General features: G+C 58.9%; 23 protein-coding genes. 9 read left to right on the top strand and 14 right to left on the bottom strand.

Annotated elements, in window-relative coordinates; genetic code table 11:
• Positions 1 to 42: 42 nt before the first annotated feature.
• Complete coding sequence (secB, locus tag N4R57_20555) at positions 43 to 537, top strand: protein-export chaperone SecB (GenBank protein ID UYV37308.1); 495 nt, start codon at positions 43 to 45, stop codon at positions 535 to 537.
• Between the two features lie 3 nt (positions 538 to 540).
• Here secB and dnaQ read toward each other — a convergent pair whose 3' ends face one another.
• Genes dnaQ through N4R57_20575 form a run of 4 tightly spaced genes read right to left on the bottom strand, consistent with a single transcriptional unit; the run spans position 541 to position 3,245 of the window.
• Positions 541 to 1,236, bottom strand: a complete 696-nt coding sequence (gene dnaQ / locus N4R57_20560) for a DNA polymerase III subunit epsilon (GenBank protein ID UYV37309.1) — start codon at positions 1,234 to 1,236, stop codon at positions 541 to 543.
• The gene (gene coaE / locus N4R57_20565; protein ID UYV37310.1) at positions 1,229 to 1,819 is read right to left on the bottom strand and encodes a dephospho-CoA kinase; all 591 of its coding nucleotides are present in this window, start codon (positions 1,817 to 1,819) and stop codon (positions 1,229 to 1,231) included. Before coaE ends, dnaQ begins: the two co-directional genes overlap by 8 nt.
• Positions 1,816 to 2,649, bottom strand: a complete 834-nt coding sequence (locus tag N4R57_20570; protein UYV37311.1) for a shikimate dehydrogenase — start codon at positions 2,647 to 2,649, stop codon at positions 1,816 to 1,818. The genes coaE and N4R57_20570 overlap by 4 nt, the downstream gene beginning before the upstream one ends.
• On the bottom strand, positions 2,646 to 3,245 hold the full coding sequence (locus N4R57_20575) for a Maf family protein (GenBank protein UYV37312.1): 600 nt from the start codon (positions 3,243 to 3,245) through the stop codon (positions 2,646 to 2,648). The genes N4R57_20570 and N4R57_20575 overlap by 4 nt, the downstream gene beginning before the upstream one ends.
• Before the next feature lie 552 nt (positions 3,246 to 3,797).
• Between N4R57_20575 and rho the strand changes: the two genes are divergently transcribed.
• The 6 genes from rho to N4R57_20605 are packed head-to-tail and all read left to right on the top strand — an operon-like array spanning position 3,798 to position 10,614.
• Positions 3,798 to 5,072, top strand: a complete 1,275-nt coding sequence (rho, locus tag N4R57_20580; protein UYV37313.1) for a transcription termination factor Rho — start codon at positions 3,798 to 3,800, stop codon at positions 5,070 to 5,072.
• Between the two features lie 30 nt (positions 5,073 to 5,102).
• Positions 5,103 to 6,389, top strand: coding sequence for a tRNA uridine-5-carboxymethylaminomethyl(34) synthesis GTPase MnmE (gene mnmE, locus N4R57_20585; GenBank protein UYV37314.1), 1,287 nt, complete (start codon positions 5,103 to 5,105; stop codon positions 6,387 to 6,389).
• An 18-nt stretch (positions 6,390 to 6,407) separates the two neighbouring features.
• Positions 6,408 to 8,285 (top strand): tRNA uridine-5-carboxymethylaminomethyl(34) synthesis enzyme MnmG, encoded by a 1,878-nt coding sequence (gene mnmG / locus N4R57_20590; GenBank protein ID UYV37315.1) that lies wholly within the window; start codon positions 6,408 to 6,410, stop codon positions 8,283 to 8,285.
• The gene (gene rsmG, locus N4R57_20595; GenBank protein UYV37316.1) at positions 8,285 to 8,896 is read left to right on the top strand and encodes a 16S rRNA (guanine(527)-N(7))-methyltransferase RsmG; all 612 of its coding nucleotides are present in this window, start codon (positions 8,285 to 8,287) and stop codon (positions 8,894 to 8,896) included. The genes mnmG and rsmG overlap by 1 nt, the downstream gene beginning before the upstream one ends.
• Positions 8,889 to 9,698 carry an AAA family ATPase gene (locus tag N4R57_20600; protein ID UYV37317.1) on the top strand — a complete coding sequence of 270 codons (810 nt, stop codon included), beginning with the start codon at positions 8,889 to 8,891 and terminating at the stop codon, positions 9,696 to 9,698. The genes rsmG and N4R57_20600 overlap by 8 nt, the downstream gene beginning before the upstream one ends.
• A gap of 22 nt (positions 9,699 to 9,720) precedes the next feature.
• Complete coding sequence (locus tag N4R57_20605; GenBank protein UYV37318.1) at positions 9,721 to 10,614, top strand: ParB/RepB/Spo0J family partition protein; 894 nt, start codon at positions 9,721 to 9,723, stop codon at positions 10,612 to 10,614.
• Here N4R57_20605 and N4R57_20610 read toward each other — a convergent pair.
• Genes N4R57_20610 through rph form a run of 4 tightly spaced genes read right to left on the bottom strand, consistent with a single transcriptional unit; the run spans position 10,604 to position 13,427 of the window.
• Positions 10,604 to 10,957, bottom strand: coding sequence for a YbaN family protein (locus tag N4R57_20610; protein ID UYV37319.1), 354 nt, complete (start codon positions 10,955 to 10,957; stop codon positions 10,604 to 10,606). The genes N4R57_20605 and N4R57_20610 overlap by 11 nt on opposite strands.
• A gap of 2 nt (positions 10,958 to 10,959) precedes the next feature.
• Positions 10,960 to 12,117: a radical SAM family heme chaperone HemW gene (gene hemW, locus N4R57_20615; protein UYV37320.1), complete on the bottom strand. Its 1,158-nt coding sequence runs from the start codon at positions 12,115 to 12,117 to the stop codon at positions 10,960 to 10,962.
• Entirely contained in the window at positions 12,110 to 12,718 is a 609-nt protein-coding gene (gene rdgB, locus N4R57_20620) for an RdgB/HAM1 family non-canonical purine NTP pyrophosphatase (protein UYV37321.1), read from the bottom strand. The genes hemW and rdgB overlap by 8 nt, the downstream gene beginning before the upstream one ends.
• Positions 12,711 to 13,427 (bottom strand): ribonuclease PH, encoded by a 717-nt coding sequence (rph, locus tag N4R57_20625; GenBank protein ID UYV39634.1) that lies wholly within the window; start codon positions 13,425 to 13,427, stop codon positions 12,711 to 12,713. The genes rdgB and rph overlap by 8 nt, the downstream gene beginning before the upstream one ends.
• Before the next feature lie 120 nt (positions 13,428 to 13,547).
• Here rph and hrcA point away from each other — a divergent pair, with 120 nt between their 5' ends.
• Positions 13,548 to 14,624: a heat-inducible transcriptional repressor HrcA gene (hrcA, locus tag N4R57_20630; protein UYV37322.1), complete on the top strand. Its 1,077-nt coding sequence runs from the start codon at positions 13,548 to 13,550 to the stop codon at positions 14,622 to 14,624.
• Between the two features lie 21 nt (positions 14,625 to 14,645).
• Positions 14,646 to 15,209: a nucleotide exchange factor GrpE gene (locus tag N4R57_20635; protein UYV37323.1), complete on the top strand. Its 564-nt coding sequence runs from the start codon at positions 14,646 to 14,648 to the stop codon at positions 15,207 to 15,209.
• A gap of 3 nt (positions 15,210 to 15,212) precedes the next feature.
• On the opposite strand, the gene N4R57_20640 is transcribed toward N4R57_20635, so the two are convergent.
• The 6 genes from N4R57_20640 to gltB form a co-directional block, all read right to left on the bottom strand.
• Positions 15,213 to 17,219: a hydantoinase/oxoprolinase family protein gene (locus N4R57_20640; protein ID UYV37324.1), complete on the bottom strand. Its 2,007-nt coding sequence runs from the start codon at positions 17,217 to 17,219 to the stop codon at positions 15,213 to 15,215.
• A complete protein-coding gene (gene queG / locus N4R57_20645; GenBank protein UYV37325.1) occupies positions 17,216 to 18,256 on the bottom strand; it encodes a tRNA epoxyqueuosine(34) reductase QueG in 1,041 nt (346 codons plus the stop codon). Before queG ends, N4R57_20640 begins: the two co-directional genes overlap by 4 nt.
• 104 nt (positions 18,257 to 18,360) lie before the next feature.
• Positions 18,361 to 19,026, bottom strand: a complete 666-nt coding sequence (locus tag N4R57_20650) for a glutathione S-transferase family protein (GenBank protein ID UYV37326.1) — start codon at positions 19,024 to 19,026, stop codon at positions 18,361 to 18,363.
• 59 nt (positions 19,027 to 19,085) lie between these two features.
• On the bottom strand, positions 19,086 to 19,850 hold the full coding sequence (gene mtgA, locus N4R57_20655) for a monofunctional biosynthetic peptidoglycan transglycosylase (GenBank protein ID UYV37327.1): 765 nt from the start codon (positions 19,848 to 19,850) through the stop codon (positions 19,086 to 19,088).
• A 38-nt stretch (positions 19,851 to 19,888) separates the two neighbouring features.
• The gene (locus N4R57_20660) at positions 19,889 to 20,803 is read right to left on the bottom strand and encodes a Hint domain-containing protein (protein UYV37328.1); all 915 of its coding nucleotides are present in this window, start codon (positions 20,801 to 20,803) and stop codon (positions 19,889 to 19,891) included.
• 155 nt (positions 20,804 to 20,958) lie between these two features.
• Positions 20,959 to 25,497, bottom strand: coding sequence for a glutamate synthase large subunit (gene gltB / locus N4R57_20665; protein ID UYV37329.1), 4,539 nt, complete (start codon positions 25,495 to 25,497; stop codon positions 20,959 to 20,961).
• Positions 25,498 to 25,555: the final 58 nt, after the last annotated feature.

Consider the following 25,555-nt stretch of genomic DNA (forward strand, 5'->3'; position numbering starts at 1 on the left):
TAAGTCAGGGACAACAGTAATTTAATCCTCGGAGATTTTGAAATGGCCGAAAATGGCAACGGCGCCGCCGCAGAAGCCCCCCAGATCCAGATGAACGTGGTCAACCAATTTGTGCGTGACCTGTCGTTTGAAAACATCATCGCCCAAAAGGGCGTCGCCGGCGAAGTCGTCCCCGACGTTCAGGTTCAGGTGAACCTCGATGCGCGCAAGCGTGAAGGCGACAATCAGTTCGAAGTTTCGATCAAACTCAACATCGAAAACCGCGACAAGAACAACGCCGAGACCAAGATTTTCCTGATGGAAATCGACTATGTCGGCCTGTTCTTTATCGCCGGTGTTCCCGACGATCAGATGCACCCGTTCCTGTTGATCGAATGCCCGCGCCTGTTGTTCCCGTTCCTGCGTCGTATCGTCTCGGATGTGACCCGCGATGGCGGCTTCGCACCGCTGAACCTCGAAAACATCGACTTCATGGCGCTCTACCGTCAGGAACTCTCCAGACAGCAAGCCGCTCAGGGCGACGCCCCGGTTAGCTAAGCCTTAGCGATACTTTTTCCAAAGCGCGCCGTCGCCCATCGCCTCTACAAAGGCTGCATGGGCGGCGGCTTCTTCGTCTTTGATCCGGGGTTTCAAGGCGTCTGGCCGGGGCTTGGGGCGCCAGACTTCATCCCGCGAAGACCCCTGCGAGCCGCCTCCGCCTGATGCGTTCAACCCGAAATCCGGCTGCCGCCCCCCGATCAGCTCAAGATAAACCTCGGCCAAGATCTCGCTATCCAGCAACGCGCCGTGCAGCGTTCGTGCCGAGTTATCAATCCCGAACCGCCGACACAGCGCATCCAATGACGCCTGCGCCCCCGGAAACTTCCGCCGCGCCATCGCCAGCGTATCAATCGCCTGTTCCATCGGCAAAAGCTGCCTGTTTGCCCATTTCAATTCAGCGTTCAGAAACTTCATGTCAAAGCTGGCGTTGTGAATGACCAGCTTGTCATCACCAACGAAATCCTGAAATGCCTGCGCAATATCCGCAAACACCGGCTTATCTCGAAGGAACTCTTCGCTCAGCCCGTGAACCTCGAACGCTTCCTGCGGCATGTCGCGCTGCGGGTTGATATACTGGTGATACGTCTCACCCGTTGGCATATGCCCGATCAGCTCAACAGCCCCGATTTCAACAATCCGGTCGCCGCTCTCTGGGTCAAATCCGGTCGTTTCGGTATCCAGAACGATCTCACGCATTCAACTTCTCCCGAATATCGGCCACCACGTCCTGCACCTGTGCCCGCGCATGCTCAACCGTGTCGGTTATGATCACATAATCCGCCTTGGCGCGCTTTTCGGCGTCCGGCACCTGCTTGGCCAGTATTGCTTCAAACTGCGCTTCTGTCATCGTTCCGCGCTCCAACACCCTGCGGCGCTGCTCCTCGGCGTCAATCGACACCACCGCCACCGCATTCACCCGTGCCTCTCCGCCGGTTTCAAACAACAACGGAATGTCGAAAACCAGAATGTCAGATGTCGCGCCTTGGGCAAAATCTGCCCGGTCCTGCCCGACCAACGGATGCACAATCGCCTCAATCCGCTTCAACGCGCCCGCATCTTCGCCAATGATCCGCTTCAACGCCTCCCGCGATACCGCGCCGTCCTCAATCGCATCGGGAAAGGCGGCACTCATCGGTGCCACCGCCGCGCCGCCCTTGGCATAGAGCCGATGCACCGCCGCATCCGCATCCCACACATCGCAGCCCGCCTCGGCAAACAGCTTCGCGGTGCTCGACTTCCCCATCCCGATGGAGCCGGTCAGACCAAGCCGGAAACTCATCTCAACGCCGCCGCCCGTGTTGCCGCATCTACCACCGGGCGCTTTCCGAACCAGCGTTCAAATGCCGGAACAGCTTGGTGCAACAACATGCCCAAGCCGTCCACGGTCTTGCACCCCATCTCATCCGCTACCCGCAACATGCGCGTTTGCAACGGATTATACACCAGATCGGTCACCACCGCCTCGCGCCGCAACCCGTCCAGCGGCACGCGCAACTCCGGCTTGCCCAACATGCCCAGCGACGTGGTGTTCACCACCAGCGCCGCCTCTTCAATAATGTTCCCGGCCTTGACCCATTCCACCACGCGCACCCGCTTGCCGAAATCATCCGCCAGCTTCTCGGCCCGAATGCGCGTGCGGTTGGAAATCAAAATCTCCGGCACGCCGCTATCGATCAACGATGCAACCACCGCCCGCGCCGCGCCACCGGCGCCCAAAACCGCTGCTGGCCCGGCCTTCGGGTTCCAATTCGCCGCCCCCTGCTTAAGGTTCTCGATAAACCCATAGCCATCGGTGTTATCTGCATGAACCCGGCCATCCTTGCGAAAAATCAACGTATTCGCCGCGCCGATCAATGTCGCGCGGTCGGTGATCAAATCCGCCATCTCCAGAACCCGCTCTTTATGCGGCACCGTGATGTTCACCCCGACAAACCCCATCTTGGGCAAGGTCTGCAAAACCGATTTAAGGTCATCTGTCGCCACATCCATCGGGATATAGTGACCGGCCAGCCCATACACCCTAAGCCAGTGATGATGCAGCTGGGGCGACTTTGAATGCGCAATCGGTGACCCGATCACCCCGGCCAATGGTATCTTTTCGCCTGTCATGTTTCCAAATCTCCGCTGGAAGAGAGATACGACAACAGTTCAACAAGGGGCAATCCAAGCACTGTGAAATAGTCGCCTTCTATGCGCGAAAACAGGCGCACACCCTCTTCTTCAAGCTTATATCCGCCGACACTATGGCGGATGCTGTCCCAATTCCGGTCCAGATAGCCATCAATATATCGGTCCGACACATCCCGCATATAAAGCCGCGCCTGCCCGACAAATCTCCAGATCGGCTTGGCCTCATGACACACCACAACCGCCGAAAGCAGCGCATGCCGCTTTCCCCGCAGATTGTGCAACTGGTCACGCGCCTCTTCGGGCGTTGCCGGTTTTGACAGGATCTCTCCCTTGAAATCCAACACCTGATCCGACCCGATCACCAATGCCTCCGGGCGCTTTCCGCTCAGCTTCATCGCCTTCCCCTCGGCCAGCGCATCCGCCACGTCGCGCGGGCTTGCGCCCTCGGCAATAAGAGCCGCCTTGATGCTATCTTCGTCCAATCGCGGCGAATCAGCCTCAAACACCACCCCGGCATTAGAGAGCAATTCGCGCCGAATAGCCGAGGTAGAGGCGAGAATGATGGGTCGAGCCATGTGGATAACCTGGTGGGTTTGTTAACCTGATCTTAAGGGATGTTATGGGACAATTCGGCGAACTTCGGAACCCTTGTTGATTGCTCACCGGTTTCACGGAAATCGCTCTTGGGTTTTACCAGTTTGGATAGGGATAACTCCCTCATGTGCGCAACTTGATTGTGGCGGGTGAACTTTGCTGTTTTCCACCTGCATTGCTCTGCCAAAAACCACGGGTTTCTCGGGGCAAATTCGCCTTTCCCCGCTTTCATCCCCAAGGTTCCACACAGCTGCTCCAAAATGTGGATAATCCGCGAATAACCCAATAATCCACAGAAACAGGTGCTCCCTACCTAATCATCATCCTTTTTTCTTTTCTTTCTTTTATTAAGATAGACCGCCGGCGTTCCGTTCGGATTGCACAGACATGCATGCTAAGAACAGCAAGCATTGACTCAAACACCGAGCATACGTATCTAGCGTATCAACCAAGCCCGTCCGGGCGACACGGTTTTTCATACCACTTACCGATCCGCCACTGACATTGCTGTCAGCCGATCAAGGATATTTTCCATGACAGAAGAAGAACGCATTTCCCTTGCCGAGCTAAAAGCGCGCAGCCCCAAAGAACTTGTCGATCTCGCCGAAGAGCTTGAGATCGAAAACGCCTCCACCATGCGCAAGGGCGAGATCATGTTCTCGATCCTCAAAGAACGCGCCGAAGAAGGCTGGGACATTTTCGGCGATGGCGTGCTCGAAGTGCTTCAGGACGGCTTCGGCTTCCTGCGCTCTCCCGAAGCCAACTACCTCTCTGGCCCCGATGACATTTATGTCTCGCCCGAGATGATCCGCAAATTCTCTCTCCGTACCGGTGACACGGTCGACGGCAAGCTGGTACAGCCGCTCGAGGCCGAGCGTTACTTCGCCCTGACCGATGTCACCCAGATCAACTTCGAGGACCCTGAGAAGGCACGCCACAAGATCGCCTTTGACAACCTCACGCCGCTTTACCCGGATGAGCGTTTCAACCTCGAAGTCGAAGACCCGACGATCAAGGATAAATCCGCCCGCATCATCGACCTCGTCGCGCCCATCGGCAAAGGCCAGCGGTCGCTCATCGTGGCGCCGCCGCGGACCGGTAAAACCGTTCTGCTGCAAAACATCGCCCATTCGATCGAAACCAACCACCCTGAGTGCTACCTGATCGTATTGCTGATCGACGAGCGTCCTGAAGAGGTGACAGACATGCAGCGGTCCGTGAAAGGCGAGGTGATTTCCTCCACCTTTGACGAACCCGCAACGCGCCACGTGGCCGTGTCCGAAATGGTCATCGAAAAGGCCAAGCGCCTTGTTGAACACAAACGCGACGTGGTGATCCTGCTCGATTCCATCACCCGCTTGGGCCGCGCCTTCAACACCACCGTGCCCTCCTCGGGCAAGGTTCTGACCGGCGGTGTTGACGCCAACGCCCTGCAACGCCCCAAGCGCTTCTTTGGCGCCGCGCGGAACATCGAAGAAGGCGGCTCGCTCACCATCATCGCCACCGCGCTGATCGACACCGGCAGCCGCATGGACGAGGTGATCTTCGAAGAATTTAAAGGCACCGGTAACTCGGAAATCGTGCTTGATCGCAAGATTTCGGACAAGCGCGTCTACCCGGCGATCGACATCCTCAAATCCGGAACCCGGAAAGAGGACCTGCTCGTCGATGCGCGCAATCTTCAAAAGACCTTCGTCTTGCGCCGGATTCTCAACCCGATGGGCACCACCGACGCGATCGAATTCCTGCTGGGTAAGCTCAAGCAGACCAAGTCGAATTCCGAGTTCTTTGAATCGATGAACGGATAAAATCTGTTGTAATTCAACGGGTTATGCGAAATGGAAACGATTTTTGCCCTGGCCACCGCGCATGGCAAGGCGGGGGTGGCGGTCATCCGTATTTCCGGGCCTCTGGCGTGGGACGCGGCCAAAGTGTTGTGCGGATCACTTCCCGATCCGCGCAAGGCTGGCTTGCGTCTTCTAACTGATCGCGCTGGCGTCCGCCTTGACGAAGCCCTCGTGCTCGCTTTCGAGGGCAAAGCCAGCTTCACTGGCGAACCCGTCGTCGAACTGCACCTGCACGGCTCCACCGCCGTCGTCGCCGCCGTTCTGCGCGAGCTGGGCCAGATCAACGATCTTCGCCCCGCCGAAGCTGGTGAATTCACTCGTCGTGCCCTCGAAAATGGCCGTCTCGACCTTGCCCAGGTCGAAGGCCTCGCCGATCTCATCGACGCCGAAACCGAAGCGCAACGCCGTCAGGCGCTCCGCGTCCTATCCGGCGATCTTGGCAATCGCGCCGAAGCGTGGCGCCGCGACCTTATCCGCGCGGCCGCCCTCCTCGAAGCCACCATCGACTTCGCCGATGAGGACGTCCCCGTTGACGTCACACCCGAAGTCAAAACGCTCCTCGACACCACCCGTCAAAGCCTCACAAGTGAAATTGCCGGTGTTTCCGCTGCGGAACGCGTCCGTAGCGGCTTTGAAGTCGCCATTCTTGGCGCGCCCAATGTTGGCAAATCTACCCTTCTGAACGCCCTCGCCGGGCGCGAAGCCGCCATCACATCCGAATATGCCGGCACCACGCGCGACGTGATCGAAGTCCGCATGGACCTTGGTGGCATCCCTGTCACCCTGCTCGACACCGCCGGTCTGCGCGAAACCGAAGATCACGTTGAAAGCATCGGCATCGCCCGCGCCCGCGAGCGTGCTGTCCTCGCCGACCTGCGGGTCTTTCTTGTCGATGGCGACACACTGGCTGACCTCACCCCGCGCGCTGACGACATTATATTGCAGGCCAAGGGCGACCTGACCGGGCATCAGCCCGGCGCGATCTCTGGTAAAACCGGCCAAGGCGTTGCAGAACTTGTTGAATCTCTTCGCAAGCGCCTCGAAACCCGTGTCGCCAACATCGGTATCGCTACGCGCGAACGCCACAAGCTTTCGATGGAGCACGCCGTATCCGCGCTCCACCGCGCCGATCAGATGCTTGACCTCGGCCCCGAACACACCGATATCGCAGCAGAAGAACTGCGAAGCGCCGTCCGCGCGCTTGACGCGCTGGTGGGTCGTGTAGATGTTGAGAACATTCTTGACGAGATCTTCGCCAGTTTCTGCATCGGGAAGTGACCCGTTAAACCAAGAGGAATGTTTCACGTGAAACATCTTGATTTCGATGTGATCGTCGTTGGCGGAGGCCACGCCGGAACAGAAGCCGCCCATGCTGCGGCCCGGATGGGAGTGCGCACCGCGCTCGTCACCCTGCGCCGGGCAGATATCGGCGTCATGTCTTGCAACCCTGCGATCGGCGGCCTCGGCAAAGGTCACCTCGTGCGAGAGATTGATGCGATGGACGGTGTCATGGGCCGCGTGGCTGACCTTGCCGGCATCCAGTTCCGCCTGCTCAACCGTCGCAAAGGCCCCGCCGTCCAAGGGCCCCGGGCTCAGGCCGACCGCGCGATTTACCGTCGCGAGATGCTGCGCGAGACCGAAAACCGCGAAAATCTCAGCATTATCGAAGGCGAAACCACCGATTTCCTGATGGAGGGCGACCGCGTCACCGGCGTGAAGCTCGCGGATGAAAGTGAAATTCGCGCGCAATCCGTTATCCTGACAACGGGCACATTCTTGCGTGGCGTCATCCATATCGGCGACGTCTCCCGTCCTGGTGGCCGGATGGGTGATCGCCCTTCGGTGCGTTTGGCCGAGCGTTTGGACAGCTTCGATCTCCCCCTTGGTCGCTTGAAAACCGGCACGCCTCCCCGCCTCGACGGTCGCACAATCAATTGGGACATCCTTGAAAAACAACCCGGAGACGTCGATCCGGCGATGTTTTCCTTCCTGTCAAACGCGCCCACAGCGAAACAAATCTCTTGCGGTATCACGCATACAAACGCCAAAACCCACGAGATTATCCAAGCCAACCTATCTCGCTCTGCGATGTATGGTGGCCATATTGATGGCGTCGGGCCGCGGTATTGCCCCTCTATCGAAGATAAGGTGGTGCGCTTTGCTGACAAAAGCTCGCACCAAATTTTCCTTGAACCAGAAGGGGTTGACGATCATACGGTCTACCCCAATGGCATTTCGACCTCGCTCCCCGAAGATGTGCAGCATGATTATGTGCATTCCATCACCGGGCTTGAAGAGGCGAAAATCCTACAACCGGGCTATGCCATCGAATACGATTACGTCGATCCGCGTGCTTTGACCAACACCCTGTCGCTCAAGGCCGCTCCCGGCCTCTACCTCGCTGGCCAAATCAACGGCACAACAGGCTATGAAGAGGCCGCAGCTCAAGGGCTCGTCGCCGGTCTCAACGCTGCTTTGGCTGTTCTCAACCGTGATCCCCTGCTGTTTAGTCGCGCAGACAGCTATATCGGCGTGATGGTTGATGACCTCATCACACGTGGCGTGTCCGAGCCTTACCGCATGTTCACGTCTCGCGCCGAGTTCCGTCTGGCCCTGCGTGCCGATAATGCTGATCAACGGCTTACACCCTTGGCGCTCGACCTTGGTTGTGTGGAAGAGCCGCGCAAGCGGGCCTTCAATGCCAAAGCAGGAGCCCTCGCCGCTGGTCGTGACTTACTCGAAGGTCAAACCTGGACCCCGACAGAGCTGAATGCCAAGGGGTTTTCGATGAGCAAAGACGGTGTCCGCCGCGACGGAATGCAGCTCTTGGCCTTCCCGGACGTGGACTTTGACCGTCTCACGACGCTCGACCCCGATTTTTCAACGATTGATGCAGAGATTCGGAGCCAGTTGGAAAAAGACGCCCTCTACGCCAACTATATCGAGCGTCAAAAGCGTGACGTCGAAGCTCTCAAGCGTGACGAAGGTCAGGTTATCCCCGTTGATTTCCATTATGACGCAATTGCCGGCCTCTCGAATGAGCTTAAAACCAAACTGTCTCAAGCGCGCCCCGGAAACCTCGCCCAAGCTGGGCGCGTTGACGGTATGACACCGGCCGCTCTCGCCTTGCTGCTGGCCAAACTGCGCCAATCAAGCAAGGAGAAACGCGCGTGATGCCGAGCGCAGCGAGCTTGGATGTTTCACGTGAAACATTTGAACGACTTGAGCTTTACGCTGCCCTGCTGGCCAAATGGAATCCGCGCATAAACCTCGTTGCCAAATCCACGATTCCTGACCTCTGGACGCGTCATATCGTCGATTCTCTTCAGGTTTTCCGCGTTTTTGACGGCACCGCCACCCATTGGGCCGATCTAGGGAGCGGCGGAGGCTTCCCCGGCCTAGTCATCGCCATCGCAGCGGCGGAAACCGGCAACCCCGCCTCCACCACCCTCGTCGAAAGCGATCAGCGAAAAGCAACCTTCCTGCGCACAGTCATCCGCGAAACGGGTATAAAGGCCGAGGTCATCGCCGAGCGTATCGAAGCAGTGAGCCCGCTTAACGCGGACGTCATTTCCGCCCGCGCTCTTGCAGATCTCGGAAAACTGATGGGCTACGCCGCACCGCATCTCGCTCTGGGTGGGGTTTGCTTGTTCCAAAAGGGAAAAAACTGGAAATCCGAGGTTCAAACCGCTCGCGAAGCGTGGCAATTCTCGTATGATGCTCTCACAAGCACCACCGAATCCGATGCTGTCGTTCTGAAAATCAAAGGGCTTTCCCGTGTCTGATCCGACCCGCCCTCCGGGGCCAAAAATCATTGCCATCGCAAATCAAAAAGGTGGCGTGGGCAAAACCACCACCACGATCAACCTTGGCGCCGCCCTGGCTGAGCAAGGCTGCCGCGTTTTGGTGATTGATCTTGACCCACAGGGCAACGCCTCGACCGGGTTGGGGATCGAAAGCAACAATCGTGAATTTACCACCTATGATTTGATCCTCGGCGAAGCCGAGCTCAGCGAAGTCATCCACGACTCCGACACCAAAAACCTAAAGATCGTGCCCGCCACCGTTGACCTAAGTTCTGCCGATATGGAGCTTATTTCCAACGAAAAACGCAGCTTTTTGCTGTTTGACGCCCTTCGCCAGCGCGCAATGGACGCCTATTCGTTCGACTACATCCTGATCGACTGCCCGCCGTCGCTCAACCTGCTGACGGTGAACGCAATGGTCGCCGCGCATTCCGTTCTCGTCCCGCTCCAAAGCGAGTTCTTCGCGCTCGAAGGCCTCTCGCAGCTGATGCTCACCATCCGCGAAGTCCGCCAGACCGCAAATCCCGATCTCCGGATCGAGGGGATTGTGCTCACCATGTATGATGGCCGCAATCGCCTGTCCCAACAGGTCGAAGCGGATGCCCGCGATAACCTCGGCGAATTGGTGTTCAGCACCATCATTCCCCGCAACGTCAGGGTCAGCGAAGCCCCGTCTTTCGCCATGCCAGTGCTCAGCTACGAGCCGGAATCCAAAGGCGCACAAGCTTACCGCGATCTCGCAACAGAGCTTTTGGGCAATCACGCAAGCAAAGCCGCCTAACCGCACAAAAGGAGAGCACGACATGGCCGATAAAAAACGAGGGCTGGGCCGCGGGCTGTCCGCATTGATGGCGGACGTAAATCGCGAAGAAAACGACCAAACGGAAACCCAAACGCCGCGTCGCGCCGAACAACAAATGCCGATCGAAAAGGTCAAACCAAACCCGGATCAGCCCCGCCGAACCTTTGATCCGGCCAAACTCGACGATCTCGCCAACTCGATCCGCGAAAAAGGCATCATTCAGCCCTTGATCGTGCGCCCGGACCCCAAGAAAACAGGGCAATATCAAATTGTTGCGGGCGAACGCCGCTGGCGCGCCGCACAACAGGCACAGCTTCACCAAGTGCCTGTTATTGTTCGTGAATTCGACGATACCGAAGTGCTCGAAGTCGCCATCATCGAGAACATTCAGCGCGCCGATCTCAACCCAGTCGAAGAAGCAGCGGGCTATCGCCAGCTCATCGACAAATTCGGCCACACTCAGGAACAGCTTGCCCGCGCGCTCGGCAAAAGCCGCTCGCATATCGCCAACCAGATGCGTTTGCTTGGCCTGCCGCAAGAGGTGCTCGACCTGTTGGAAGCGGATAAGCTTTCCGCCGGCCACGCCCGCGCGTTGATCACTGCCGATGACCCCGCTGCGCTCGCCCGTTTGGTTGTGAAAAACGGCCTGTCCGTCCGCGAGACCGAAGCGCTCGCCAAGAAAACTGGCGCCAACACCCCCGCCAAGCCCACGACCAAGGCAACGCCCAAGAGCAAAGACGCGGACACCGCAGCTCTCGAAGGCGATCTTTCCGCCAATCTCGGAATGAAGGTCGAAGTGAACCATGACAACGGCAAGGAATCCGGCAAGCTGGTGATCAGCTACAAGACCCTCGACGACCTCGACGATCTCTGCCGCGTTTTGACTAGTAGCTAGGCCGCGACCAGATAAAGATCAGAACGCAGCACAAAACCGCCGCCTGTATCCCGAGCAGCAACGGGCGCAGCCCAAGCGCCACCGAAATCAAAAACACCACCCCGATAGACACGGTTGCGATGCGTTTCACCCGTGGATTTATCGCGCCGCTGCTTTGCCAGTCCACGATTGGCGGCCCAAGCGTAGGGTGCGTGATCAGCCAATTGTGCAACCGTTCTGATGAGCGGGCAAAGAAAAACGCTGCCAGCAACATGAACGGCACGGTCGGCAAAAGCGGCAATACGATCCCGATCAGGCCCAGCCCGACACAGATCAACCCCAATGTTGCCCAGACAAACCGCATCTCTAACCCACAAAGAATTCTTTGATGACCGCATTCAACACCATGCGCCCCTGTGGCGTCACCCGTATATGCGTATCGGGCGGCGCGATCATGCCGATCTTCTCTAGATGCTCAAGGGTGTCGGCGGGTAACTCAGAGCCGGAAAGAAAGCTATATCGTTTAATATCAATGCCTTGCGCGGTTCTTAACCCCATCATAAGGTATTCTTCGGCCTGTTCGTGCCCCGTCAGCGCCCGGCGTTCGCTCTCTCCATAACCCGCCTCAGCAGCAGCGAGCCATTTGCCCGGCATCAGCGGTGTTTCAATCGCAAACCGTTGCCCGTCAATCGTCAGTCGCGAATGCGCTCCGGGACCAACACCGGCGTAATCGCCATAGCGCCAATAGATCTGATTGTGCCGCGATTCTTGACCCTGTTTCGCATGATTAGACACTTCATAGGCGGCAAACCCCGCCGCCTCACACATTTCTTGTGTCGCAACATACATCTCGGCCGAAAGGTCATCATCCGGCAAGCCGCGCAGCTTTCCGGCAGCATAGCGATCGCCAAACGCCGTGCCCGGTTCGATCGTAAGCTGATAAAGCGAGAGGTGATCCGGCGCAAAACTCAGCGCCCGCGCCAACTCCTCCCGCCATTCATCAAGCGTTTGATCTTGCCGCGCATAAATAAGGTCGAAATTCACCCGCTCAAATTGGGATTGCGCGATTTCCAGCGCGCTCATCGCTTCCTCGACCGTGTGCAATCGCCCCAACCGCTTCAAATCCGTGTTGTTCAGCGCCTGAAACCCCATCGAAACTCGGTTCACACCGGCAAGAGCATAGCCGCGAAACCGCTCGGCTTCGACCGAACTTGGGTTCGCCTCCAACGTCACTTCCAAATCGTTGGCAGTTGGCCAATGGGCGCGAATGCGATCCAAAATCGCCGCAATCGTTTCTGGCGCCATCAAACTTGGGGTGCCGCCGCCAAAATAGACCGAGGTTAAAACCCGTCCGGGCACGGCCTCGGCATAGCGATCCAATTCGCGCAAATAGGCTCTAACCCAGCGGGATTCGTCAATATTCGCGCTGACGTGGCTGTTGAAATCGCAATAGGGGCATTTGGCGGCGCAAAACGGCCAATGGACGTAAATGCCAAAGCCGCCTTGTTGCCAGTCTTCAGCCAAAACAACCCGCCACAAATTTGGCAAACGCATCGGCGCGATGGCTCATCGCGTCTTTGCGCTCGGGGTCCATCTCGCCAAAGGTTTCGCTTTCGCCATCGGGCAAGAACACAGGATCAAAGCCAAACCCGTTCTCGCCGCGCATCGGCCAGACGACTTGCCCATCGACCCGGCCTTCAAACACTTCGTCATGCCCATCGGGCCACGCAAGGCACAGGGTGCAATTGAACGCCGCAGTCCGCGGCGCCGGTGCGTTCTTGTCTTCCAACAACCGCCAGACCTTTTCCATCGCCATCGGAAAATCTCGCCCATCGGGCGTTTCGGCCCAATCGGCGGTGTAAACACCCGGCGCCCCGTCAAGCGCGTCGACCGTGATGCCGCTGTCATCCGACAAAGCCGGAATCCCGGTTGCTTGGGCGGCGAAATGCGCCTTGATCCGGGCGTTGCCCGCAAATGTGTCTTCGGTTTCTTCCGGCTCGTCCAACCCGTGATCGCCGGCCGAACTCACGCGCACGCCAAAAGGCGCAAGCAAAGCTGCGATCTCTCGCAGCTTGCCTTTGTTATGGCTGGCAATCACCAGCGCATCACCGTCGAACTTACGCACTGGTCGCGGCCTTTTGCATCGCAGCCAATTCGCCGACGCCCTTCTCGGCGAGGGCCATAAGCTCGTCCATTTGGGCGCGGGTAAAGGTTGAACCTTCGGCGCTCATCTGAACTTCAATCAACCGGCCATTGCCGAGCATTACGAAATTGCCGTCCACCCCGGCTTCGCTGTCTTCGGGGTAATCCAGATCCAAAACCGGCTGCCCGGCATAGATCCCACAACTGACCGCCGCCACCGGATCAACCAACGGATCAGAGGTCACTTCGCCGGTTTTCATCAGCTTGTTCACCGCAAGGCGAAGCGCAACCCAACCGCCGGTGATCGACGCACAGCGCGTGCCGCCATCGGCCTGAATAACATCGCAATCGACGGTGATCTGCCGCTCACCCAATGCAACGCGGTCAACACCCGCGCGCAGCGACCGCCCGATCAGACGCTGAATTTCAACGGTGCGCCCGCCCTGCTTGCCCGCCGACGCCTCGCGCCGCATCCGGCTTGTGGTTGAGCGCGGCAGCATCCCGTATTCCGCGGTAACCCAGCCGAGACCCGACCCCTTGATAAACGGCGGCACCCGGTCTTCGATGGTCGCGGTGCACAGCACATGCGTATCGCCCATTTTGATCATGCACGAGCCTTCTGCATGTTTTGTTACACCGGTTTCGATTGAAACCGCGCGCATTTGATCCAAATCTCTATCGGAGGGGCGCATGATATGTCCTTTCATCGCATTCTTTTTCGCAGATACAGGGCGCGCGCGACCTTGTGCAACCCCGATTGACCTTTCTGCCCTACACACCTTTAATGTCGATCGGTTCATCAAGAGCAGACAATGAGCAACAAACCCCAGGACACGGGCCAAATCCTTGCTGAAATGAATGACCGCTCGCGCGAGGTATTTCGCCGCGTGGTCGAGGCCTATTTGGAATCCGGCGACCCGGTCGGCTCGCGCACGCTCACCCGCACGCTCGAAGAGAAAGTATCCGCGGCGACAATCCGAAATGTCATGCAAGACCTCGAATTCCTCGGCCTGCTCGATTCCCCGCATATCTCTGCCGGTCGCATCCCCACGCAAACCGGCTTGCGTATGTTCGTTGACGGCTTGCTCGAAGTTGGCGACATGACAAGCGATGACCGCCAGAAAATCGACCAAACCCTCGGCAGCAACACCGCCGATGTCGGCACCATGCTTGACCGGATTGGTTCCGCCCTCTCCGGGGTGACCCACGGCGCGTCTCTCGTTCTTGCGCCAAAAACCGAAGCCCCGATCAAACATATCGAATTCGTCCACCTCGCCCACGACCGCGCCCTCGTCGTGCTGGTCTTCGCCAATGGTCAGGTTGAAAACCGCATCTTCACCCCGCCCACCGGCCAAACCCCCAGCTCGATGCGCGAAGCGGCGAATTTCCTCAACGCCCTGATCGAAGGCCGCACTCTCTCTGAACTCACCACCGTGATCCGCGATCAAATCACTGCCCGTCGTCAGGAAATCGACAGCCTCGCCGCCGATCTCGTCGATAGCGGTCTCGCCCTTTGGGAGGGCAAAGGCGAATCCCACGAGCGACTCATCGTGCGTGGCCGCTCGAATCTCCTCACCGAAGGCGCCGAAACCGACGGGCTCGACCGCATCCGAACCCTGTTCGACGACCTTGAACGCAAGCGTGATATCGCCGATTTCCTCGAACTCACCGAAGATGGCGAAGGTGTGCGCATTTTTATCGGCTCAGAGAACAAACTTTTCTCACTTTCGGGTTCCTCTTTGGTCGTCTCTCCCTATATGAACGCTGATCGTAAGATAGTCGGTGCCGTTGGCGTGATTGGCCCGACACGTTTGAATTACGGGCGGATCGTTCCCATCGTGGATTACACCGCCCAACTGGTTGGCCGGATGATTTCCGACCGGAGCTAGACCGGAGCTAAAAGGTGAAGAATGGCTGAGCGCAAAGAAGAAGAGTTCCTCGACGACATTGATACCGCCGAAGCAGAAGAGCTTGCGGATGAATTCGCTGAACTCGACGAAAACGATATCGAAATTGATGAACTCCGTGCCGAGCGGGACGAGCTGCGCGACAAATTTATGCGCGCCCTTGCCGATGCCGAAAACGCACGCAAGCGGGGCGACAAAATGCGCCGCGATGCCGAGCAATATGGCGGCTCTAAACTCGCCCGCGACATGTTGCCTGTCTATGACAACATGAAACGCGCCCTCGAAGCGGCAACCCCGGAACAGCGAGAGGTTTCCGCCGCCCTGATCGAAGGGGTCGAGCTGACCATGCGCGAATTGCTCAACGTCTTTGGCAAGCACGGCATTCAAATCGTCTCCCCCGAAGTCGGCGACCGTTTTGATCCGCAACACCACGAAGCGATGTTCGAAGCGCCCCTTCCCGGCACCAAAGCTGGCGACATCATTCAGGTCTCTGCCGAAGGCTTCATGATCCACGACCGCCTGCTGCGTCCCGCACAGGTTGGCGTCTCTTCGACGCCCAAGTCCTAAAGATTAGCTCAGGTCGTCCGCAATCCGCGGGCGGCCTGACGCCTCCACAGTGATCACCGCCTCAATAAACACGTCGCGCCCTTCAACGGCGGATTGTTTAACGTCGCGCAGGGTCGAAATCTGCACATCACCTGCCCCTGATGCCCGCGCGTCTGCCTCTGCTTGCGCGCGCAACAGCGCCTCAAGATGCGCCAAGGCGGCACCGGAGTCGTTGAAATCTTTCGGCCCGTCGTCGCCATGCACCCGAAACAGCCCCTCGGTCGGGCTTGTCACCGTGCCTTCGCGCCGCATCGTAATCCGCCCGACAACTGCGCCCACGGCATTCGCCACCTCGGCATGTTCCGGCAGGATCATGTCACAGCCCAGCCATTCGCCAACCGCCGGATAATAGCTTGCGGCTGACGCGCCAAGACCGATCACCGCCGTATTCAATCGCGCGTCGATCCGTATCAAACCTTGATGCCGCGACAGACCGGCGCGCAGCAATTCGTGCCGCGCAAGCACCTCGGGCGCTGCGTCGAATTGCGCGCCCTCCTCGGCAAAAGCAGTCTCTAACAAAGCTAAACTAGTCTGTTCTTCTAGCTGATCAATGATCATCCTCGCCAAAACATGCGCTTCCGGCGCCAACATGTTGCCCGACCCGCCGCGCCGCCGCCCAAACAGGCCAAGCGCGGTCTCGGCCGCCTTACAGTCCCAGGCGTCAACCAGTCCCAAAACATGTGCCGCGTCGGTTGGCGTCACCCCGCCAATCTGGATATAGCCGCGCTCTTGCAACCGCCGCAGCGCGCTGACCTCCATTCGGCTTTTCAACACCTCGGAGACCGGATGCAAGCCGGAGATCCGTTCAAACACCGCCAAATCCCGCGCGCTCAATCCTAGCGGTTCAAGCCCGTCAACCCGGCGCACAAACCGCGCGTCCATGTCACTCGGCGTCGACCGGCGAAGCTGCTCTTCCAACGCCCGGTGCACCAAATCGCCCGCGTCATGTGCGAGCAGGCTCACAGGAACAAGCCGCCTCGGCCCAAGGCTCAGCCCGCCTTCCAGCCCCTCGCTTTCGAAATGAACCTCGCTATCCCCGCCAAGGCCGCTGGTCCGCATCGCAACAGCCTCCACCATGGTGCGAAACGGGCCGACTCTTGCGCCATCCGGGTCAATCTTGGGCCGCCCATCGCGCAACAACGCGACATCGGTCGTCGTGCCGCCAATATCGGATACCAGCGCATCCCGCGCCCCGGTCAACCAGCTCGCCCCGACAATCGACGCGGCTGGGCCGCTCAAAATGGTCTCGATTGGCCTCTCTCGCGCCATCTCCGCCCCGATCAACGCGCCATCTCCGCGCACGACCATCATCGGGGCCAGAATGCCCAACTCGCGCAGCCGGTCTTCCGCCCGGCCAATCAATCGGTCAATCATTCCGATCAATCGTGCGTTCAACAAAGCGGTCAAAGCCCGTTTTGGCCCGTTAAGCCGCGCCGACAAGTGATGAGAGCACGACACAGGCCGTCCGGTCTTTTCGCGCAGAAGTTCGGAAATCTCCGCCTCATGTGCCGGGTTTCGGGTGGCAAACTGCGCCGCAACAGCAAAGGCGCTCACATCAGAATGCGTCTCTAACCATGCCAAAAGCGCCGAAACATCCAGCGGCGCGGCTTCTTGGCCTGCGTGGTCATGCCCGCCGCCCAAGAACAGCACCGGATCTCCTTTCAGCGCGTCCTCTAATCCGTGCCGGTTCAAATCTCTGGGGTCAAACCCGACATAGATCAAACCAACGCGCCCGCCTTGCCCCTCAACCAAGGCATTCGTCGCCAGCGTGGTCGAAAGCGCGGCCAACCCGATGTCACCGGGCGCAACGCCGGACTGTTCCAGAACGGCTTGCACCGCATTACCCACCCCAATGGCAAGGCCCTGCCGCGTCGTCAGCGCCTTTGCACTGGCGATCACCTCCCGCTCATCCCGGATCAAAACCGCATCTGTAAACGTGCCGCCCGTATCCACCCCAAGAGCAAGCGTCATTGCCGCAATCTCCCAACAGCCCAACGCGCCGCGTCGGCCACAACCTCTTCGTCGTCCTCACACCGCGCCTGCGCGTGTGGCATTAACGATTGAACGCCCGAGTTTCCGATCGCGTAAAGCACATTGCGCACAAACCGCGCCCGCCCGATCCGCTTGATCGGCGACCCGCTAAATTTCGCCCGAAAGGCGGTATCGTCCAGACCCACCAACTCGGCCAGTGGCGGCGCAATCAAATCCTCTCTCGCGTGATAGCGCACCTCGCGGGCCGTTTCGGCGAACTTGTTCCACGGACAGGCCGCCAGACAATCATCACAACCGTAGATCCGGTTGCCCATCAACCCGCGCAACTGCTCGTCCACCGGCCCTTTATGCTCAATCGTCAGATAGGAAATGCACCGCCGCGCATCAATTTTATACGGCGCGGGAAACGCATCCGTCGGACAGGCCTCCAAACAGGCCCGGCACGATCCGCAATGATCCACCTCCGCCGTGTCTGCAGGCAACTCAAGCGTCGTGAAAATCGAGCCGATGAAAAACCAACTGCCCAACTCGCGACTGACCAGATTGGTATGCTTGCCTTGCCAGCCCACCCCCGCCGCCTGCCCCAAGGGCTTCTCCGGCACCGGTGCGGTGTCCACGAAAACCTTAACTTCCGGAGCGCTCGCCGCCTCCTCAATCAACCACCGCGCCACCCGCTTCAGACGCTTTTTAACCAGATCGTGATAGTCCTTATTGCGCGCATAAACAGAGACTATTCCAGCCGAACTCTTATCAAAATCCTCCCTCGGATCATACTCCGGCGCATAGCTCTCCGCCAACATAATGACCGACCGCGCCTCCGGCCAAAGCACATCCGGCGCCCCCCGCCAATGCGCCCGCTCGGCCAACCACCCCATGGTCCCGTGATACCCTTCGCCCAAAAACCCCGACAGATCCCCGGCCACATGCCCCACATCCCACGGCCGACATATCCGACACGCCGAAAACCCCTCGGCCTCCGCCCGCGCCACTAGCAGCGTTTTCAGATCGTCACTCATGTTTCATCTGACCGGAAATATCCCGGGGGTGTGGGGGCTGGCCCCCACCTAAACCTATGTCTAGGCGCCAGCTCCCGGCTAGAGGCATCCCCCAACCCCGCAGATCAAAAATCCAGATCGGCATAATGCGGCGGCGGCAAAAACCCCGGCACCTGATCGGCCAGGATGTTACGAAATGCCGGGCGCGACTTGATCTTGGCGTACCAATCCTTCACCGCCTCGCTCCGGTTCCAATCCACGTCGGAAATATAGTCCAGACACGACAAATGCGCCGCCGCCGCGAAATCCGCCAGCGTCATGACATCCCCTGCCAACCACCGCCGCTGATCCAGCAACCACGCCATATAATCTAGGTGATACTTGATCTTCTGCGCCCCGGTTTTCACGTTCTTACTGTCGGGATACCCCTGTTTCATCACCTTCTTGTTGACCCGCTCATACACCAGCTTCGAGGTCACCTCGTCATGAAACTTGTCATCAAACCACCCGACAAGACGGCGCACTTCATAGCGCCCGACCGCGTCCTTGGGCATCAATGACACCTCGGGATAAGTCTCCTCAAGGTACTCGCAAATCGCCGCGCTTTCGGACATCACCATGCCGTCGATCTTCAAAACCGGAACCTTCCCCGCCGGGTTCCGCCGCAAAAAGTCGGGGTCCAGCTCCCAATAGCGCTCCTCAATCAGCTCACATTCAATCTTCTTCTCGGCAAGGCTCAAGCGAACCTTGCGGCAATAAGGGGAGAGCGGAACGTGATACAGAGTGGCCATGAGCATTTCGACGTTAGAATGAGGTTTGCATTCCTCAATGGCGCTTTACGCGGGAATTTTCAATCCTCGAAACACGCAGCCCGCCCGTCCCGGCGGATTGTCTCCGCCCCGTCCAAAATCGAACGTGCCCGCCGCGCCAGCGCCTTGCTCGGCCGCGAAGCCGAGCGCGTCTTGGGTGAGGGCAAGACCGCCGCCAATCTCGCGGCCTGCAATGGCGACAATTTCGCAGGGGTCACGCCAAAGTAATGTTGCGCCGCCGCGTCGACGCCAAACACGCCCTCGTCAAACTCTGCGATGTTCAAATACACCTCGATAATCCGCCGTTTGGTCCAGATCGCTTCGACCACCGGGGTGATCACCGCTTCCAACGCTTTGCGGGTCCAATTGCGCCCTTGCCAGAGATAGACGTTCTTGACCACTTGCTGGCTGATGGTCGACGCCCCGCGCCCGTCCCCCTCTTCCAAGGCGGCGCGAATGGCCTCTACATCAAACCCCCAGTGAAGACAGAAATTCGCGTCCTCTGCGGCCACCGCCGATCGCGCCATCACCGGCGCCACTTCGCTCAGAGGCACCCAAATATGGTCCAAACCGCCTAACCTGCGTGCCTCGGCCCGCATGTAAAAGGTCTTTGAAGGGTTAAAAATTGTATGCAGCGACACGACAATCAACGCTGTGGCCAAGACCAAAATCACCAACCGAAACGCCCACCGCCGAAGCCAGCGAAACGGGCGCAGCGCCTGATCGACCACGCCGGTTTTCAGCTTGGAAGCCTTGCTGCTCGCCTTGGTCTTTGATTTGGGTTTTGCTTTGGTGTTCTTCGCCATGCATTTGCTATAGGCGAGTGCGCCCGCTTGGAAAAGCCTCAGGCCGCCAGCATCGCGGCTTCAAACCCTTTTGCCATCGGTCGTGCCAATCCGGCACCGGTCCGCGACCCAACAAGCAACTCGGGGAACAGCGCTCTGATCTCGCGCAATGTCCCGCGATCCGCGTGCCCCTGCAAGGCCGCCGGATACAGGCTTTCGGACCATACCCCATGTGCCGACACGATCTCATGCGCATCACATAACAGGTGCAGATAGGTCACTGTTTCACAAGGAACGATCCGCACAGTCAGCCCGTTAACCAGATGTTTGGCGGCGACAAGAACCTCATCAACGCCGCAAAACAATTCGGCCTGCCAACCGCTGACAAGAACGCGGTGATTGGGCGACACCACCAACGGCGCATCATTGCCAACCGCTCCGGTTTCAAACCGAACAGGTGCAAATTCATCTTTGCCGCAAATGCTCTGCGCCCCGATCCATCTAATCGGCTGCGCCCCATGATCGCGGGTTAACACGGCATCGCCTACGCAAAGCGTTTCGATCCGCCGCGCACCCTCGGGCGTGTCAATCAACGTGCCGGGGGTGAAACAGATCGGCCCAAGGTCGCTAACATTCAGCGGCCCCTGCGTTGTGACGCCGGTCGCGCCGACAAGCGTGCCATTCTGAAGCGCCTGCCCGTCGGTGGGGGTAAACACCTGCCGCCCATCGGCGAGGTATAGCGTGGTGCCGGTATAGGTGATGTTGCCCACGCCGGGCACGTTGACGGTGACGGTATCACCCGGCCAGCTGGAAATCACATCCTGCCCATCAACGCTGTCATCATTGTTCAAATCAATATCGCCATCATCGTTTTGGTCGATGAGGTCATAGACATTGAAAGTCATCGCCGTGCCCGCCGCCGGCGGGCTATACGGGTCAATGATGAAAAACTGGTCTGTATAGGTCGTCGGCACGCGCGCGCCTCATTTCTTAGGGTGTTACACGCTGACGACGTTGCCGCCGAAAAGCGGCGCAAATACGGTCATATTTCGTTGATTCCCGCGCAAAAAACCCCGGAAGCCTTTGGGCCGCCGGGGGTTATTTTTTCTTAACGCTGTGAAAACAGTCTCTATTCCGCAGGAATAGCGCCTTTTTCCGTGCTCAGCGGATGCGCCAGATGCGCCAACATCTCTTTCGGGCAAACCTGAAGGAAATTAGCCCGCTCAAGATCCCAATGCTGCAGAATATCCGCCGCCTTGGCGCTGCCGGTCTCTTTCAGGTGCTGCTCGATCAAGCCTTTAAGCTGGCTTTCCCAATGGGCCACCGTCACCGGACAGGTGACAAGCGTTTCCATATTCATCAGCTTTTCGGCATCGCCTTCGGGATCGTAAAGATACGCCATCCCGCCGGTCATCCCCGCGCCAAAGTTGGCTCCGATACTGCCAAGGATCACAGCGATACCGCCGGTCATGTATTCACACCCGTTGCTGCCGCAGCCCTCGATCACCACTTTGGCACCCGAATTTCGCACGCCAAACCGCTCTCCCGCGCGTCCGGCGGCGAACAGATAGCCATCGGTCGCGCCATAAAGCACGGTGTTACCGATGATGGTGTTTTCGCTTGCCACCAGCGGTGAATGCATCGGCGGGCGGACAATAACCATTCCGCCTGACAAGCCCTTGCCGACATAGTCATTGGCATCACCGCTGACTTCGATCTTTAGCCCCGGCGCGGCAAACGCCCCCAGCGATTGACCGGCACTGCCAGTCAGCTTCACGGTCAGATGATCGGGCTGGAGCGCGTTGCGCATCCCGAAATTCTGCACGATATGGCTCGACACCCGTGTGCCCACCGTCCGATGCGTATTCTGCACGGCATAGGAAAGCTGCATCTTTTCGCCTTCCTCAAGGAAGCGCCGCGCATCGCGCACGATCTCTGCGTCCAAAGTGCGGGGCACTTTGTTGCGCTTTTTCTCGCGGTCATAAACGATGTCTTTCGCGCCATCCACGGTCAGCAGAAGGGGGTTCAGGTCGAGATCATCCAAATGGTCCGCACCCCGGCTAACTTGGCTCAGCAGATCCGCGCGCCCGATGACTTCGTCAAGGCTCCGCGCCCCGATCTCGGCCAGAATCTCGCGCACTTCGGTGGCATAGAAGGTGATCAGGTTCACAACCTTATCCGCCGATCCGGTGAACTTCGCACGCAGGTCTTCGTCCTGTGTGCACACGCCAACCGGGCAGGTGTTGCTCTGGCACTGGCGCACCATGATGCAACCCATCGCGATCAACGCGGCGGTGCCGATGCCGTATTCCTCGGCACCCATCATCGCGGCCATGACAATATCACGCCCGGTGCGCAGCCCACCATCGGTGCGCAGCGTCACCCGGTCGCGCAGCTTGTTCATCGCCAGAACCTGATGCGCCTCGGTCAGGCCCATCTCCCACGGGAGACCGGCATATTTGATCGACGTCGCCGGCGACGCGCCCGTGCCACCGTTATGCCCGGACACAAGGATAATATCCGCCTTGGCCTTGGCCACACCGGCGGCAATCGTGCCAACCCCGGACGAGGCCACAAGCTTCACCGTCACCTTACACCGCGGGTTGATCTGCTTGAGGTCATAGATCAGCTGCGCCAGATCCTCGATCGAGTAGATATCGTGGTGCGGCGGAGGAGAGATCAGCGTCACCCCCTTGGTCGAATGCCGCAACCGCGCGATCAGATCGGTCACCTTCATGCCGGGCAATTGCCCACCCTCGCCGGGCTTGGCCCCCTGCGCGACCTTGATCTCCAGCTCTTCGCACTGGTTCAGGTATTCCGCCGTCACGCCAAAGCGCCCCGACGCAACCTGTTTGATCTTGGCCGACGGGTTGTCGCCATTCGGTTCGGGAACGAAATGCGCCGGATCTTCGCCGCCCTCGCCACTGTCCGACTTCGCGCCAATCCGGTTCATCGCCACATTCAGCGTCTTATGCGCTTCCGGCGACAACGCCCCAAGGCTCATCCCCGGCGTCACAAACCGCTTACGGATCGCCGTGATGCTCTCGACCTCTTCGATCGGCACCGGATTGCCCAGCGGCTTAATCGCCAACAGATCGCGCAAATGGATCGGCGGGTTGCTCTGCATCGCCTTGGAATACTGCTTCCACATGGCATAGCTCGACCGGTCACAGGCGCTCTGCATCAAATGCATGCTCGTCGCGCCCCATGCATGTGTCTCGCCTGACTGACGCGCTTTGTAAAACCCGCCAACCGGAAGCACATCAACCCCTGAGCGCCACCCGCGTGCGTGGATCTCCTCGGCCTTGCGCTGAATACCATAAACCCCGATCCCGCTGATCCGGCTCAACATTCCGGGGAAAAACTCGGCGCACATCGCCCGGCTCAAACCCACAGCCTCGAAATTCAAACCGCCGCGATAGGAGGAGATCACAGAAATCCCCATCTTCGCCATGATCTTCAAAAGCCCCTGATCAATCGCCTCGCGATAGCGCGCGATGTTCTCGCTCAGGCTTCCATCAAGCAACCCGCGCCCGATCCGATCAGCAAGGCTATCCTCGGCCAGATACGGGTTCACCACGGTCGCGCCACAGCCCACCAGAACCGCAAAATAATGCGGGTCAATGCACTCCGCCGCCCGCACGTTCAGCGAACAGAAGGTCCGCAAACCCTTCTCGGTCAGCCCCGAATGCACCGCGCTTGTTGCCAAAATCATCGGCATCGCCACCCGGCCTTCGCCCTGATGTTGATCCGTCAGAACAATATGCCCCGCGCCCGACCGCACCGCATCTTCGGCTTCGGCCCTGATCCGTGTCAACGCGTCCCGCAGCGCCGTGCGCCCGTCATCCGCTCCAAAGGTACAGTCGATCTCAACCAGATCGGCGTTGAACTTCTTGGTCAGCTCGTCCCACTGCGCATTGCCAACAAACGGGCTCTCCAGCACGATAATCTCGGTCTGCGCGCTGCTCTCATCCAGCACGTTCTTGAGATTGCCAAACCGGGTTTTCAAACTCATCACCCGGTATTCGCGCAGACTGTCAATCGGCGGGTTCGTCACCTGGCTAAAGTTCTGGCGAAAGAAATGGCTCAGCGGGCGGTATTTCGTCGACAGAACCGCGCTGGGCGTGTCGTCGCCCATGCTGGCCAATGCCTCTTTGCCATCCTCGGCCATCGGCGCAAGAATCTGCTCCAGTTCTTCAAGGGTAAAGCCCGCCGCGATTTGACGCTTGCGAAGCTCCTCACCCGAAAACAGCGGCTTCTCGTCCAGATCCTGAAGCGTTTCTTCCAGCTCGGTGATCTTCTTGACCCATTCGCCAAACGGTTGGCTTGCGGCCATCTTGTCCTTGATCTCGGTGTCGTGGAACAGCTTGCCTTCTTCCATATCCACGGCCAGCAATTGACCGGGGCCAAGCGCGCCTTTTTCCTTCACCGATGTTTCGTCAACCGGCACCATGCCGGCTTCCGATCCGGCGATCAGCATGCCGTCGCCGGTCACGACATAGCGCATCGGGCGCAGGCCGTTCCGGTCAAGCCCGGCACAAACCCACCGCCCATCGGTCATCGCCAATGCGGCCGGGCCGTCCCACGGCTCCATGACCGAGTTGCAATAGGAATACATGTCGCGCCACGCCTCGGGCAGCTCAACCGCCTGTTTGGACCAGCTTTCTGGCACCAGCATGGTTTTCGCCATCGGCGCCTTGCGTCCGGCCCGCACCAGCACTTCGAAAACCGAATCCAAGGCGGCGGAATCCGACGATCCGTTCTGGATGATCGGCTTGATGTCCTCGGCCAATTCGCCAAAAGCCGAGCTCGCCATGCGAATCTCGTGGCTCTTCATCCAGTTGACGTTGCCTTTAAGCGTGTTGATCTCGCCGTTATGCGCCAACATGCGGAACGGTTGCGCCAACCACCATTGCGGGAAGGTGTTGGTGGAATAGCGCTGGTGATAGATCGCATAGGCGCTCTCGAACCGCTCATCCAGCAGGTCGGGGTAAAACTCCGCCACCTGTTCGGCCAACATCATGCCTTTGTAAATGATGCTCCGGCACGACAGCGAACACAGGTAAAGCGCGCCAACACCGGCCTTGGCCGCTGCTTTCTCGATCCGGCGGCGAATGACATAAAGCTCGCGCTCGAATGTCTCTTCGTCCACGCCTTTCGAGTTGCTGATAAGGATTTGCTCGATCTCGGGGCGGGTCGCGTTGGCTTTCTCGCCCAGACAATCAATCTCGACCGGCACGTGCCGCCAGCCATAGATGTAATAGCCCATGCGCAGAACTTCGGTTTCCACGATGGTCCGGCATTTTTCCTGTGCGCCGAAATCGGTGCGCGGCAAAAACACCTGCCCAACGGCGATAAGCTCGTCAATATTCGGCTCATGCCCGGTGCGCCGGATTTGGTCATAGAAAAACGGCGCCGGAATCTGAAGGTGAATGCCCGCGCCGTCGCCGGTCTTGCCGTCCGCATCAACAGCCCCCCGGTGCCAGATCGCCTTGAGCGCGGTAATCCCGGCTTCCACCACTTGGCGGCTCGGTTGCCCGTCGATGCTCACGGCAAGGCCAACGCCGCATGACGAATGCTCATGCTCTTCCCGATACAGGCTCTTTTCGGCCATCACTGCGCGGGCGGCTTCTTCTTTCGCGGCCCAGCTGTCGTCGAATTTGGTCATTTGACCTCTCCTTCATCGGGGGCATCAAGCGCGGAACATCTCCGGTTGGCTTCATGCT

It is taken from the genome of Rhodobacteraceae bacterium D3-12 (assembly GCA_025916135.1).
In the GTDB taxonomy this organism is placed as follows: Bacteria; Pseudomonadota; Alphaproteobacteria; order Rhodobacterales; family Rhodobacteraceae; genus JAKGBX01.